This window comes from Ruegeria sp. CDSA193 (assembly GCF_059611885.1).
This window is the reverse complement of record NZ_JBXWPN010000004.1, coordinates 253,135-266,822: the sequence shown is the minus strand read 5'-3', so window position 1 is coordinate 266,822 and position 13,688 is coordinate 253,135. Positions and strand designations below refer to the sequence as shown.

General features: G+C 57.0%; 11 protein-coding genes. 3 read left to right on the top strand and 8 right to left on the bottom strand.

Annotation, left to right across the window (positions count from 1 at the left end; genetic code table 11):
• Positions 1-2: 2 nt before the first annotated feature.
• The 4 genes from AC2FLG_RS09465 to prfB form a co-directional block, all read right to left on the bottom strand.
• On the bottom strand, positions 3-782 hold the full coding sequence (locus tag AC2FLG_RS09465; RefSeq protein WP_281971948.1) for a DUF2189 domain-containing protein: 780 nt from the start codon (positions 780-782) through the stop codon (positions 3-5).
• A 29-nt stretch (positions 783-811) separates the two neighbouring features.
• Positions 812-2,206 carry an amidase gene (locus tag AC2FLG_RS09460; RefSeq protein ID WP_496705960.1) on the bottom strand — a complete coding sequence of 465 codons (1,395 nt, stop codon included), beginning with the start codon at positions 2,204-2,206 and terminating at the stop codon, positions 812-814.
• Between the two features lie 94 nt (positions 2,207-2,300).
• On the bottom strand, positions 2,301-2,993 hold the full coding sequence (locus tag AC2FLG_RS09455; RefSeq protein ID WP_496691084.1) for a M50 family metallopeptidase: 693 nt from the start codon (positions 2,991-2,993) through the stop codon (positions 2,301-2,303).
• Between the two features lie 14 nt (positions 2,994-3,007).
• Complete coding sequence (gene prfB / locus AC2FLG_RS09450) at positions 3,008-4,135, bottom strand: peptide chain release factor 2 (protein ID WP_142633271.1); 1,128 nt, start codon at positions 4,133-4,135, stop codon at positions 3,008-3,010.
• Between the two features lie 77 nt (positions 4,136-4,212).
• On the opposite strand from prfB, the gene AC2FLG_RS09445 reads away from it, so the two are divergent.
• Positions 4,213-5,046: an aminoglycoside phosphotransferase family protein gene (locus AC2FLG_RS09445; RefSeq protein ID WP_496705958.1), complete on the top strand. Its 834-nt coding sequence runs from the start codon at positions 4,213-4,215 to the stop codon at positions 5,044-5,046.
• Here the strand turns inward: AC2FLG_RS09445 and AC2FLG_RS09440 are convergent.
• The 3 genes from AC2FLG_RS09440 to AC2FLG_RS09430 all read right to left on the bottom strand — a co-directional run bounded on the left by AC2FLG_RS09440 (position 5,040) and on the right by AC2FLG_RS09430 (position 10,075).
• Positions 5,040-7,529 carry a penicillin-binding protein 1A gene (locus AC2FLG_RS09440; protein ID WP_496705956.1) on the bottom strand — a complete coding sequence of 830 codons (2,490 nt, stop codon included), beginning with the start codon at positions 7,527-7,529 and terminating at the stop codon, positions 5,040-5,042. The genes AC2FLG_RS09445 and AC2FLG_RS09440 overlap by 7 nt on opposite strands.
• Before the next feature lie 95 nt (positions 7,530-7,624).
• Positions 7,625-8,845 carry an N-acetylmuramoyl-L-alanine amidase gene (locus AC2FLG_RS09435; RefSeq protein ID WP_496695767.1) on the bottom strand — a complete coding sequence of 407 codons (1,221 nt, stop codon included), beginning with the start codon at positions 8,843-8,845 and terminating at the stop codon, positions 7,625-7,627.
• Positions 8,846-8,911: 66 nt separating this feature from the next.
• Entirely contained in the window at positions 8,912-10,075 is a 1,164-nt protein-coding gene (locus AC2FLG_RS09430) for a pyridoxal phosphate-dependent aminotransferase (RefSeq protein WP_496705955.1), read from the bottom strand.
• On the opposite strand from AC2FLG_RS09430, the gene AC2FLG_RS09425 reads away from it, so the two are divergent.
• Positions 10,074-11,456: a M48 family metalloprotease gene (locus AC2FLG_RS09425; RefSeq protein WP_496705953.1), complete on the top strand. Its 1,383-nt coding sequence runs from the start codon at positions 10,074-10,076 to the stop codon at positions 11,454-11,456. The genes AC2FLG_RS09430 and AC2FLG_RS09425 overlap by 2 nt on opposite strands.
• On the top strand, positions 11,453-12,211 hold the full coding sequence (locus tag AC2FLG_RS09420) for a DsbA family protein (protein WP_142633258.1): 759 nt from the start codon (positions 11,453-11,455) through the stop codon (positions 12,209-12,211). The genes AC2FLG_RS09425 and AC2FLG_RS09420 overlap by 4 nt, the downstream gene beginning before the upstream one ends.
• A gap of 39 nt (positions 12,212-12,250) precedes the next feature.
• Here the strand turns inward: AC2FLG_RS09420 and AC2FLG_RS09415 are convergent, their stop codons facing one another.
• Positions 12,251-13,672, bottom strand: coding sequence for a pectate lyase family protein (locus tag AC2FLG_RS09415; protein WP_496705952.1), 1,422 nt, complete (start codon positions 13,670-13,672; stop codon positions 12,251-12,253).
• Positions 13,673-13,688 lie beyond the last annotated feature (16 nt).

Sequence of the window (13,688 nt, the reverse complement as noted above, 5' to 3'; positions counted from 1 at the left end):
TGTTAACCCGCGATTTCCCCGCCCTGAGAGATCAGCCAGTATAGGTGCCAACTGGCGTGCCCCAATAGCGGCAGTACGATCAACAAGCCGAAAAACCAGGGGATCATTGCGGCAAACGTCAGAACCGCAATCAGCGCGCCCCACCCCAGCATCAATCTGCGGTTTGCGGCCACATAGCTATAGCTGGCAATCATTGCGGTCACAAAATCCAGCTCTCGGTCCAAAAGCATCGGAATTGAAAGCACCGTGATCATGTAGAGGATGGTCACAAAAATCGCGCCAACAGCTGTTCCAACCGCCAACATCGTCAACCCGTTTGATGTAAGGAACACCTCAAGGGACGAAGACACATTGGTCATGGTCGATAGCCCCATAAAAAGGGCAAAGATCATGTGGCCAAGAAAGAACCAGAACAGAAACATCACAACGATGATGGCGCAGATCGAAGGCAACTGACGGCGGCTTTGACCCAGGATTACGCCAAATATGGCCCGAGAATCCAAACCTTCACCCTCTTGAATGCGCCGCGATACCTCATACAGCCCCACCATGGCAAAGGGGCCCAGCATCGGAAAACCGATTGCGGCCAAAATCAGCCAATAGGTCGTTCCGGTCGTGAGAGTGACCCAAACCATCAGCCAACCCATCAAAACATAGAACCCGGAAAAGAGCAGCCCAAAGAGCGGAGCGCGGCGAAAATCGCTCCAGCCTCGCCTTAGGGCCTCGTGCAGCATTTCGACATCTACCCGCCCCATGTTCGGAACACCAAACTGTTTGTCCATGGCTTTTATCCTTCGTATCCGGTCGATTTTCAGGCGGGTCGTTTTTGCGGCCAACTGGTGGCAGAATGATATGCAGATCCGATGGACAAAATGCGAGAATCCGCTCCGCGCGGCCCAAAGATCTGCATCCCCATCGGCAAGCCTTCGGATCCAAATCCGACAGGAACCGAGAGGCAAGGCAGTCCGATCAGGCTGACCGGCACCACGACCTGCATCCAACGGTGATAGGTATCCATCCGGGTGCCGTTGATTTCGGTGGGAAATGCAAGCTGCAAGTCGAATGGCCAGACCTGGGCCGACGGCAGGATAAGCGCATCATAGTCCTGGAAAACTTCGGTCGCACGTCGGAACCACTCGGTTCGCACAACACTGGCACGATGGACCTGCATCGCTGTCAGCGCCAGACCACGGTCCAGTTCCCATTGCGCAGTATCCTTCAGTGACGCGCGGTGTTCTGTCAGAGACGCAAGACCGGCGGCCACGCTCCACGAACGCAATGTAATCCAGCTATTCCACATCTGGTCTGCGTCAAAGGGCGGTGTGAGGGGTTCGACCTTGGCCCCGAGTTGAGTGAACACCTCGAGCGCGTCACAGCATACCTCGCGGATACCAGGTTCGAATGGAAAGGCTCCGCCCCAGTCATCCAACCACCCGATACGCATTCCGGTCAGATCAGCGGGTTGGACCGGAGACACGCTTTCCCCCGGATGACCCAAAGGTTGAGACGGATGAGTGCCGCTGATCACATCAAGCAATAGACCAATATCTTCGGGGCTCCGCGCCATCGGGCCCAATGTAGAAAGCTGGTGCAAGTACCCGTCACCGTCGGGTTCGTTTGGCACCCGTCCCCAACTGGGCCTGAAGCCATAGACGTTGTTCCATGCCGCAGGGTTGCGCAGGCTGCCCATCATGTCAGACCCATCGGCCAGCGCCACCATGCCAGACGCCAGCGCGACCGCTGCTCCACCGGATGAACCGCCGCAAGTACGCTCGGGGTCATATGGATTGCATGTCACGCCATATACTGGATTGAACGTATGTGAGCCCAACCCGAATTCCGGAGTATTGGTTTTACCGATCAGGATTGCCCCGGCCTCTTTCATCCGCTGGGCTAACAGATCGTCTGTTTCCGGAATGAACCCATTCAGGATTGGTGATCCTTGGGACGAAACGACGCCCGCAACATTCACCAAGTCTTTGACGGCAATCGGCAGACCATGCAGCGGACCACGGTTTGGTCCGGAATCAACAGCACGGGCCTCGGCCATCAAATCATCAGGATCACGCATCGCCACGATTGCATTCAGGCGCTCGTTCACTGCGCCGATCCGCTCTAGCGTCAGTTGCATCAGCTCAGCCGCCGATAAACGCCCAGAGGACAATGCACTCAACAATTCGGCTGCTGTTATTTGGCCTAGATCCATCCCTGGGCTCCACCTTTTTGGTCAGCCTAGCCGGAGCGTATCCTCATTTAAACCCTCAGTTTGAATGCATCTTTTTAGCAAAGACCACCCGAGGTCACTTGGATCGAGACTCAAAATGCAAATTGCTGTCGTGCCCAAGAAAGTGTTTTACGCACAATAGGATGGAAAGGACGCTTAACACAAGCCAGATCCCGCCCCACATCATGGTTGTGCCGCCGAATTCTTGGGCCAGCATGTAGGCATCCGAGCGGACACCCGAGCGCCGGATCGTGTCATCAAAGATATCATAAGGCACATAGATCACGCTGGTCAGCCCGATCACGCGTAAAGCCAGATCACAGATCGGCCGACTTAGATAGAACGCCATGCCGATCATTACCGCCCCAACACCTGCACAAAACGCCATGGCAAAGGGATCGCGGACATAAAGCGCTGTTACCAACAGCATCACTCCGCCAAATCCACCCAGCACCGCCCGGTCCCAATGCGTGCGCAATGCAATCAGCAACAACCCCATCCCTAGCGCCAGCGACCCGAGATAACCGGCGGACAGGCTGAAGAACCTTTGCCCACCACGCGCTGTGACAAGACCACCCTGCTGCGGTGAGATCGAGAAGCTCTCGACCGAACCACCGGTTAGGACGACGGTTATCGCGTGCGACAGCTCGTGCAGGAAAACGATGAGTATCTTCAGAGGCACCACAACCGGCGTAGACCAGAACACAAACACCAAAGCGACAAGCGCAATCAGTTGCCAATGTCCTTTGATCAGCTTCATCATGGGCATCGAACGCGCTGCTATCAGCCCTCGCCCTGTGCTTCGGAGCGGCTTTTTCCGGCCACGTTCAAGGCCAGTGTGGCGGCCATGAACCCGTCAAGATCCCCATCCAAAACCCCCTTGGTATCCGAGGTTTCATGGTTGGTCCTCAGGTCCTTGACCATCTGGTAGGGCTGCAGAACATACGACCGGATCTGGTTGCCCCAACCCGCATCGCCCTTGGCCTCGTGGGCTGCGTTGATGTCAGCATTGCGGCGGTCCAGCTCTTGCTGGTACAGGCGGGATTTCAGCGCTTTCATCGCAATATCACGGTTCTGGTGCTGGGATTTCACGGATGATGTAACAACGATCCCGGTCGGGATATGCGTGATCCGCACGGCCGAGTCAGTCGTGTTCACGTGCTGGCCTCCTGCCCCCGAGGACCGGTAGGTGTCGATGCGAATCTCGGACGGGTTGACCTCGATCTCGATATTGTCGTCCACCACCGGGTAAACCCAGACCGAACTGAACGATGTATGCCGTTTGGCCGCCGAGTCATAAGGTGAAATTCGCACCAGCCGATGCACGCCGCTTTCGGATTTCAGCCAGCCATAGGCGTTGTGGCCAGAAATTTTGTACGCCGCAGATTTAATACCCGCCTCTTCGCCCGAGGTCTCGGATTGCAGCTCGACCGTATAGCCCTTTTTCTCAGCCCAGCGGACATACATCCGCGCCAGCATCGAAGCCCAGTCGCAGCTTTCGGTGCCGCCTGCGCCCGAATTGATCTCGAGGAAGGTGTCGTTGCCGTCGGCCTCTCCGTCCAGCAGCGCCTCAAGCTCTTTCTTGGCGGCTTTGGCTTTTAGCTTTCTGATCGCCTCTTCAGCGTCGGTGACGACCTCTTCGTCCTCTTCCATCTCGCCCAGTTCGATCAATTCCATATTGTCGCTGAGGTCGGTTTTGATGGATTCATAGATTTCAATAGCATCGACCAGCATCTGCCGCTCGCGCATCAGTTTTTGCGCATTCTCGGGGTTGTCCCACAGGTTGGGATCCTCAACCCGGGCATTGAATTCCTCAAGGCGGTGAGGTGCGGTTTCATAGTCCATGCGCTGCGCCAGCAGCTCTAGCGACTTTTCAATTTCCGCCACGGTATTCTGGGTTTCGGCGCGCATGGTTACGTCCCAACTTGCTCAATCAGGCCTGCGTGATAGCAAGAGCGTGGGGCCACCACAAGACAGCGGAGACCTGAATGCATATTGTTCCGGGTGATATCATGGATTGCTGGGGATTATGCCGTGCCATACTGATCGCCGAAGCCCAGCATGCGTTAGTCTGGAAAGTTCACGCGCGGGATTATGGGCCGGCCGCGCTAAAGCTATACCACCGCGCAGATCGCGGGAACGAAGCTGCTTCGACCGGGCTTTTGTCGCTCTGGCGGGATCGTGGCGCGGTTGCCATTTATGCCGAAGCGGGCAAAGGCGTATTGATGGAGTGGTTGGAGGGTCCGACACTGGGTGACATCGCGCGTGACGGAAACGCTGAAAGCGCGCTGCAGGTTTTCTCGGAGATGGCCCACCGCCTTCACCAAAAGCCCACGGTTGCGTTCGACGAGCTGCGACCATTGCACAAGGTATTCAATCCACTGTTTGACTGCACGTTTGCCCGCGATTGCCCCGATGCGCTACAACGCGATGTGATCCGCGCAACGGAACTGGCATCAAACCTTCTGACGAGCCAACCGCAGGTGGTGCCGCTGCATGGTGACCTTCACACCGATAACGTAATTCAAACGCCTTCAGGGGCAAGGGTAATTGATGCAAAGGGGTATCTGGGCGATCCTGCTTTTGAACTTGCAAACGCATTGCGGCACCCCAAAGGCATGCCCGATCTGGTTCGCAGCCGCGACCAGATCGAACGCTGCCTCCAGCTTTACTCCGGAGCGTTAGGTGTGTCGCGGAAACGTCTTGCCCAATGGGCCGCTGCAAAATGTGCGCTATCCATCATGTGGCGCGGCCACGGGACAGTTTCAGCTGCGCCCGAGGCGACGCTCTTGAACCTATTGTTGCGCGCGGCGGATCAGTAAAGCCCGCCGCCCTGCAAATCGCCCTGGCTGGCATTTGGGCCAACGGTGATGGTGTCGCCGGTCGACGTGGTCACCTGACGACCCGAGCTGTTGACCTCTTCAAACAGCGGCAGGTCGGAACCCATCGCAAAACCACCGTCATAGATGCGGTCGATAAAGCCGTCGGCGCCATCGCGGAAATACTCGGCCACGACAAAGTCTCCGGACGCATCAGATGGCAAGCGTGCACCGCTGAATCGGTCAATTTTGATAAAGTGACCACCCGGTGGCACTTCGAACGGACCTCCGCCGTATTTCTCGACAGCTGTCTCCATGAAGCTTTGGAACACGGGACCGCACAAAGTGCCGCCATAAGCGCCCCGGCCCATCGGGCGCGGACGGTCGTAGCCGATATAGCAGCCAGCAACGATGTTCGAAGTAAAGCCGATGAACCAGGCGTCTTTGGATTCATTGGTTGTCCCGGTCTTACCTGCGGTCGGCACCGGCAGATTGACAACACGGGATGCCGTGCCACGATCCACGACACCTTTCATCATCGACGTCAGCTGATAAGCGGTGATCGCATCCATGACCTGACTGCGGTTTGTCTCGATCGTGGGGGATTCATCAGGTTCCAGCCAGGCCGAATTACAATCCAGGCACTGGCGGTCATCGTGCCGATAGATTGTCTTGCCGAACCGATCCTGAATACGGTCAACCAGAGTGGGTTCAACCCGCTCGCCGCCATTTGCGAACATCGCATAGGCCGCAACCATCTTGTACAACGTCGTCTCTTCGGACCCCAGCGAGTTGGCCAGGAAAGCACCCATCCGGTCATAAACGCCAAAGCGTTCCGCGTATCCGGCAACCACCGGCATCGTGACTTCTTGCGCCAGACGGATGGTCATCAGGTTCCGCGACTGTTCAATCCCGGTACGCAATGGCGTCGGCCCGTAGAATTTGTTTGTCGAATTCTTGGGTCGCCACAGGCCCTGCGGTGTGTTCACTTCGATCGGAGCGTCGACCACAATGGTCGCAGGGCTATACCCGCTGTCCAACGCAGCGGCATAGACGAAAGGCTTAAAGCTTGACCCGGGCTGACGCTGCGCCTGCGTGGCACGGTTGAACACAGAATCCTGATACGAGAATCCGCCCTGCATCGCCAAAACCCGGCCCGAGTTCACATCCATCGCAACAAAGCCGCCCTGAACCTCGGGGACCTGACGGGCCGACCATTGGCCTTCCTCCCCGGCCATTACCAGAATGACGTCACCGCGTTTGAAGTTGTCGAAGAAGCTGCCCTGCATCCACTTGATGTCCGAGCGCGGGATGATGCCGTCAGCCGGACCATTTTCAATGCCGACGGTCAGGGCCTGCTCACCGACATCCAGTACTACGGCGGGATACCACTGCGTTGGCAGAACCACATCACGGGGGATTTCCAAAATCGCCAAGGCCTCACGCCACTGCGCCTCATCCGCCAGAATTTCTTCGGCGATCACTTCGTCAGTCCCGTGCCATTTTCCACGAGATCGGTCGTATTTCTGCAGCGCCTCGCGCAGGGCGTGCGCGGCTTTGACTTGCATTTCCTCATCCACAGAGGCGCGGACAGTAAAACCACCTGTGAAGAACTCGCCCTCGCCGAAATCTTCGCTCAGCTGGCGGCGGATTTCGTCGGTGAAGTAATCCCGCGGCGGCAAGGCGGTGCGGAAACTTTCGAAATCACCATTCTGGACAGACCGCAAAGGCATCTCGACCTCGGCCTCATAGGTCGCCGTGTCGATATAACCGTTTTGGTTCATCTCGCGCAGCACGTAATTGCGCCGGTTCACAAGGCGTTCTTTCTGCCGAACCGGGTGATAATCCGACGGCGCCTTGGGCATAGCCGCCAAAGTGGCGGCCTCATGCGGAGCCAATTCCTGAAGGGTCTTGTTGAAATAGGTTTGCGCTGCTGCGGTTACACCATACGAGTTCTGGCCCAGAAAAATCTCGTTCATGTAGAGTTCTAGGATCTGTTCCTTATCCAGCGTATTCTCAAGCCGTGTGGCCAGGATGATCTCTTTGATCTTGCGCTCGGCCCGACGGTCCCCCGACAACAGGAAGTTCTTCATTACCTGCTGTGTGATCGTCGATGCACCCCGTACATTCTCGCCTTTGGATTTCACTGCCTCGACACCGGCGGCAATAATCCCGCGCGGATCATAGCCCTTATGGTTATAGAAATTCTTGTCTTCGGCCGAAATAAAGGCCTGCTTAACCAGTTCGGGGATTTCTTCTGACGGGGTGAACAGACGGCGTTCCTGCGCAAATTCGTCGATCAGCTGACCCTCGCCGGAATAAATCCGGCTGATCGTGGGCGGCTTGTACTGCGCCAGGGATTCGTGACTGGGCAGGTCGCGCCCATACATCCAGAACACCGCGCCGATAACCAGCGCAGCCATAAAAATACCCAGGGTCACGAGGCTGAATATCGCCCCGAAAATCGAAAGAATGAAACGGATCACGTTACTGCCTTTTGCTCGCGGTGCCGCCTATATAGTGTCGCACCTGTGCAGGGTCAAAACACCATGGCCAATAATAGCCGGTTTGCGCCACGGGGTCACTGTCCAATCAGGGATCGTTTTACCATATCGTCCTGGCGCCATTTCTCTAGCCCATCCCGAATACCGCGCGCCATTCCCATGCGCCATTCCTGATTTCGTATATTTTTCAAATCTCTAGGGCTGGAAAGGAAGCCAAGCTCAATCAGAACGGAAGGAATATCCGCTGCCTTCAGAACCGAAAATGAGGCGGTGCGAATTGGCTTGTTGTTCATCGGACCGCCCTGTTGCGTCATTCCATTCGCCAGCATTTGTGCCAACGCATCCGTACGCGGCCTGGTTTCCTGACGCGCAAGGTCCAGCAGAACATCTGCAACCTGATCATCCGCACCGCTCAGATCGACGCCCGAAATCAAATCACTGCGGTCGTGCCGCTCGGCCAGTTTGTGGCTTGCCACATCCGAGGCATCTTGCGACAGCGTATAAACGGCCGCGCCATGAGCCCGCCCTTCTGTCAGAATGTCGGCATGTAAAGAGATGAACACATCTGCACCTGCGCGGTGTGCCAATGCAATACGACGTTCAAGAGAAACGAACTGATCATCGGTCCGCGTCATCTCAACCTCGTATCCGCCCGTGCGCAATAGCATCTCGCGCAGCTCTCGGGCAAAGGTCAGCATCAGCGTTTTCTCATCATCACCGTCAACTTCGGCGCCGGGATCAATTCCTCCATGCCCGGGGTCCAACATGACAAGCAAAGTTCCGTTGCCCTGCCCCACCGGAGCGACCGATGTCTCAGCTGGTTCGGGCAAATCCCATCCGGATTGACGGGGCGTTCCGGCGCTGGCCGCGAAACTGTCGAAATCTGTCCCTTGCAGTCCGAGCGTCAAATGTGCAGCCCCAGTCACAGGGTCGACCCGCATATCCGCCGTCTCGACCATCAGAGGCGCGCCCAACTCTAGCACCATGCGGGACCAGCCCGGTACATAAGAGCCGAATTGCACACCGCTGATACGGCCAGTCTGTAGAAAGCGGTCACGGTCAAGACCGGTCCAGTCTACCTCCTGGAAATCCAGGATCATCCGATACGGGTCGCGCAGGGTAAAAACGCGATAAGGCACCCCCTGGCTAAGCCCGAGCTGGATGCTTACACCGGACCGCCCGTCATCAACAATCGAACTTTGGTCTGGCAAAACACGGGCGAGTGCGCTGAAATCCTGCGCAACTGCGGCATTGCCTAGCGCCCAGATCAGCGCGATGGCGTAGATAATTCTGCTCATGGCCTCAAGTTTTCCCGAGATCGTTCGAAGCGCAGCCTACCCGACCCGCACTTGGATGTGAACGCTTTAGGCTTGGGCAGAAATCAAGCCTCGATCAGCCATGAAACGCTGAAGCCGCCGCAGCCCCTCTTCGATATCCCCGGTCGAGCGTGCATAGGAAAAACGGATGGTGCCGTGCCCACGCTGAGGATCGAAATCCAGCCCCGGAGTGACCGCCACGCCGACCTTATCCAAAATCTCAGCCGCAAAGGCACGGCTGTCGTCGGTCAGGTCAGACATATCGGCGTAAACATAGAATGCCCCATCAGGTGGCGCGATATTGGTGAAACCGGCTTTGGGCAGACCGTCCAACATCAGCGCGCGGTTCCGCCGATAGACATCCAAATTTGCCTGCAATTCTTCATCACAATCCATCGCAGCCAGCGCCGCCACCTGGCTGGCATGGGGCGCGCAGATAAACATGTTCTGCGCGATCCGTTCGACGACGCGCACCTGATCCTCGGGCACAACCATCCAGCCCACACGCCAACCTGTCATAGAGAAATACTTGGAGAATGAGTTGATCACATAGCACTCATCTGTCAACTCCAGCGCGGTGACGGCTTTGGCTTCGTATTCCAGACCATGATAAATCTCGTCACTGATGAAAGACGCGCCCTGGCTGTGTGCGGCATTGATCAGCGCACCCATTGCGGCATGGTTCAGCATGGTTCCTGTCGGGTTGGCGGGCGAGGCCACCATCAGCCCCTGCAAATTTAGCCCGGCGAAATCGGCTGGCACCGGCTGCAGGCGGTGTTCCGGAGCGGTGGGCAGATCAACCGCGACCAGCCCCAGGGCCCGCAATATCTGCCGATATGACGGATAGCCGGGGGCCCCAATACCCACGCGATCCCCGCTGTCGAACAGCGCGGTGAACGCCAGCAGGAATCCGCCAGACGAACCGGGGGTTATCACCACCCGTTCGGGATTGAGATCGACATTATACCACTCGCCATACATCTGCGCGATCCGGTGGCGCAGTGCTGGCAGACCCAATGCAACGGTATATCCCAACGGGCCTCGCTCCATTGCCTTAGCCAATGCCTCGGTCGCCCCTTTGGGTGCGCCGGTTCCAGGCTGGCCGACCTCCATGTGGATGATGTGACGGCCGGCTTCTTCAGCTTTGCGGGCAGCCTCCATCACGTCCATCACGATGAACGGATCGACCCCGGACCGGGTTGAGTTTCGCATGGCCATCTCCCATGTTGCAATCATGGCTTTTGAACGCGTATCCAGGCTGGCGTCAATCCCGGCCCTGTTGCTGTTTGCAGTGACTTGGCTCGTAGGCGCTGTTCAGGCCCAAAGCCTGATCCGTGATCCAGATATTGAACACGGTCTGCGAGAGTTGGCCTTTCCCGTTCTGCGTGCCGCCGGTCTGAATACCAATCGGGTCCAGATACTGGTGGTCAATGACAGCACGTTCAATGCCTTCGTTCTGGATTACAATGCGATCTATCTGAACTATGGGCTAATCCTTTCAGTCGAAAGCCCCGAGATGTTGCAGGCGGTTATCGCACATGAGGCGGCCCATATCGCCAACGGGCATTTATCGCGCCGTTACGAAAACCTGAATGCAGCACGGCAAAAAGCCGGGCTTGGGACGGCTTTGGCTCTGATTGCTGCAGCTGCCGGCGGCGGCGAGGCCGCATTCGGAATTGCAGCCGGTACTAATTCGGCAGCCCTGCGCAGCTTTCTTGGCCACACCCGCGCTGAAGAGTCCTCGGCGGATCGCAGCGCAGCAAGCTATCTACGTTGGGCCGGTATCTCGCCCAGTGGCATGGTGTCTCTGCACCGTAAATTCGCGGGGCAAGAGCTGTTAAACACGGTCAACCAGGATCCATACATGCGATCACACCCCACCAGCCGCGAGAGGTTGCGCGCCGCCGAGGCGTTTCTGGAAGAGTTCGGCGATAAAGCCAAACCCAGCCAGAATGCCGATTACTGGTTCGCAAGGGCGAAAGGTAAACTATCGGCCTTCATCCGCTCGCCCACATGGACGATGCGGCGCGCCAAAGAAGAAACCGCCCAGGACATACGACTGATGCGCGAGGCAGCAGCCCACCATCAAAACCGTGATCTGACCAAAGCGCGCGCTGCGATTGATGGTGCATTGGCAATCCGGCCCAATGACCCCTATTACTATGACCTCAAAGGCCAGATCATGCTTGAAAACCGTCAAGTGGCTGATGCGGTAGCAGCATATGGCAAAGCCGTTGAATTGGCGCCGAATAACCCACTTATCCTGGCCGGATACGGGCGGTCCCTGTTGGTTCAAGGTAAGACAGTGGAAGCCTTGACCATTCTTGAAAAAGCGCGGGCCAGAGATTTTCGTAACGCAAGATTGATGCAAGACCTGGGTGCAGCTTATGCCAAAACAGGCAATACTGGCATGGCATCGGCGGTTACAGCCGAAAGATATGCCCTGCAGGGCCGTTTGGATGACGCCGGTATTCACGCGAAACGCGCGGTTGCGCAGTTGCCGGTCGGATCACCGGGTTGGCAACGGGCCCAAGATGTGTTGATTGCGTTTGAACAAGCAAACAAGAGTAATTCGAAAAGGAAACGGAAATGATCCTCAGACACGCTGCACCAGCCCTTCTGGGGCTTTCCCTGATCGCAGGATCGGCGCAGGCCTTGGACCTGAGCCAGCTGACCGACGCCGAAAAACAACAATTCGGAGAGCAGGTACGCGAATACCTTCTGGAAAACCCCGAAGTCATCATCGAAGCGATCAACATTCTGGAACAACGCAACGCCGTTGAAGAAGCGCAGGCGGATAAAGAGCTTGTCGCCAGCAATGCTGATGAGCTTTTCAACGACGGGTACAGCTGGGTGGGCGGCAATCCGGACGGAGATATTACTCTGGTCGAATTCATGGACTATCGCTGCGGATATTGCCGCCGTGCGGTGCCCGAAGTGGCCAGCCTGCTGGCCGAGGATGGCAATATTCGGCTTGTGATCAAAGAGTTTCCGATCCTCGGAGACGCGTCGATGATCTCATCCCGCTTTGCCGTTGCCGCTAAACATGTTGCCGGGGACGATGCCTATAAGCAGGTTCACGATGCCCTGCTCGAATTCACCGGGGAACCGTCGCCGGTTACTTTGCGCCGTATCTCGGACGGGCTGGGTTTGGACAGTGACGCGATTCTGGCGGCAATGGACAGCGAACAGGTCACCGAGGAAATCCAAAAGACCCGTGAATTGGCGCAGCGGATGCAGATTTCGGGCACGCCTTCGTTTGTGCTGGGCAGCGAAATGCTGCGCGGGTACCTGAAAGCAGATCAGATGCAGCAAATTGCGAACGCCGTTCGCGCCGAGCAAGGCTGATTTGGCAGGCCGGTTCCGCAACAGGAGCCGGCCTTTCCGTCAGGGCATCGGGTCGCCAGCAAGGTGGCTTAGATATTCCTCAAGATTAGACCAGCCATCGCCGTCCCGGTCCGCCCAGACATCAGAGGGATCATTCGGGTCCAGGCCAGTCCGCCCTGTTTCCCAAGTATCAGACATTCCGTCCCGGTCAGTATCAACTGCCGCGTGAACAATGGGCAAATCCGGCCAACCGCCCACCTCGCCCGGATCGTTTATCCGATGTCCATCACAGCTGCGGACGTTTTCGATCACCATCGCATCCAGACTGTCCAAAGCTTGGTCATCCCCGTGCCGGGCCCCCACGGTTCCAAGAACGGTTTCGTATGTCGTGCTCACCTCGGCAGGTTCAACCGACAGCGGCTGGTGAGGTTCAGCCACAAGGAATTCGACCGCCGCATCATCCGCAATCTTGCCCTTCACTGATCTGTCGCATAGCAGCTCAATACGGCTGTCCAGATGCAGGTTATCTTGTTCGAAAACCGAGATGCTGAACCCTTTGTCCGCGCCATAAGGGAACACCTCGAATGCGGCGGGGGGCGGCCTGTTCCGTGTACTGGGGCCCGGCAGGACCACGTTTCCCACATAGGCGATCCATGTGTCGCCGTAATGGTTCCAGAACTCACCGAATTGCGAGGTCGCGTCGTAGAACACGTTGTTAATAATGTCGACTTGCCCAGATGGTGACGACTGGATGTCTGGATTTCTGTCGCGGTTATGGGCAAACAGGTTTTGATACAGGGTGACCCGCCCACATTGCCTTGCCGTTCCATCATCGGAACACAGCAGAGCTCCTTTTGAATGCTTTCCCTTTGTATGGGTGGACTTATCCAGAGCCAGGGCTGAGATGCTGCGGGCAATCGTGATATCTTCGCTTGGCAGGTTTTCCGTTCCAACGCCCAGATTCTCATCCGTGGCAAATTGGATCGAGACACGGTCAACGTAGATATTCGAACTGCTCTCTATGGAAAGCCCGTCCACGTTCGACGAGGGCTTGTAACTGGGTCCGGGCCGAAATTTGAGGTTCCGCAGCAAAACGTCCTGCGCCTCAAAAATCATCAGGGGTGAATCCAGAACCTTGCCAAGTTTGATCTGCACCCCCTGTCCCGGCGCGGTCTGTCCGGCGATATAGGTGTTCGAAGCCACTTTCATCTGGGTGTCTACGGTGATCGTCCCTGAAATATCGAAAACGCAAACCCGTCCGGAGCCGTCATTTTCGACGCATTCACGCAGGCTGCCCGGGCCGGTATCGTCCAGGGTTGTGATATGAAACACTTCGCCGCCACGCCAACCCGTAGCGTTCTGCCCATATCCCACCGCACCGGGAAATGCGGGCTGATCGGCCACTACGCTATCTGCCACCGTGAAACCCGAACACCCGGCGATCACTACACCCAGGCCGAAGGCTTTCAAGTTACGGCGCATTGCATAAGCCCCCTGT

Excerpts from the sequence above, each read along its gene's own strand:
- AC2FLG_RS09465 (WP_281971948.1), bottom strand. The coding sequence starts at position 782 with ATGGACAAACAGTTTGGTGTTCCGAACATGGGGCGGGTAGATGTCGAA.
- AC2FLG_RS09460 (WP_496705960.1), bottom strand. The coding sequence starts at position 2,206 with ATGGATCTAGGCCAAATAACAGCAGCCGAATTGTTGAGTGCATTGTCC.
- AC2FLG_RS09455 (WP_496691084.1), bottom strand. The coding sequence starts at position 2,993 with ATGCCCATGATGAAGCTGATCAAAGGACATTGGCAACTGATTGCGCTT.
- prfB (WP_142633271.1), bottom strand. The coding sequence starts at position 4,135 with ATGCGCGCCGAAACCCAGAATACCGTGGCGGAAATTGAAAAGTCGCTA.
- AC2FLG_RS09445 (WP_496705958.1), top strand. The coding sequence starts at position 4,213 with ATGCATATTGTTCCGGGTGATATCATGGATTGCTGGGGATTATGCCGT.
- AC2FLG_RS09435 (WP_496695767.1), bottom strand. The coding sequence starts at position 8,845 with ATGAGCAGAATTATCTACGCCATCGCGCTGATCTGGGCGCTAGGCAAT.
- AC2FLG_RS09425 (WP_496705953.1), top strand. The coding sequence starts at position 10,074 with ATGGCCATCTCCCATGTTGCAATCATGGCTTTTGAACGCGTATCCAGG.
- AC2FLG_RS09430 (WP_496705955.1), bottom strand. The coding sequence starts at position 10,075 with ATGCGAAACTCAACCCGGTCCGGGGTCGATCCGTTCATCGTGATGGAC.
- AC2FLG_RS09420 (WP_142633258.1), top strand. The coding sequence starts at position 11,453 with ATGATCCTCAGACACGCTGCACCAGCCCTTCTGGGGCTTTCCCTGATC.
- AC2FLG_RS09415 (WP_496705952.1), bottom strand. The coding sequence starts at position 13,672 with ATGCGCCGTAACTTGAAAGCCTTCGGCCTGGGTGTAGTGATCGCCGGG.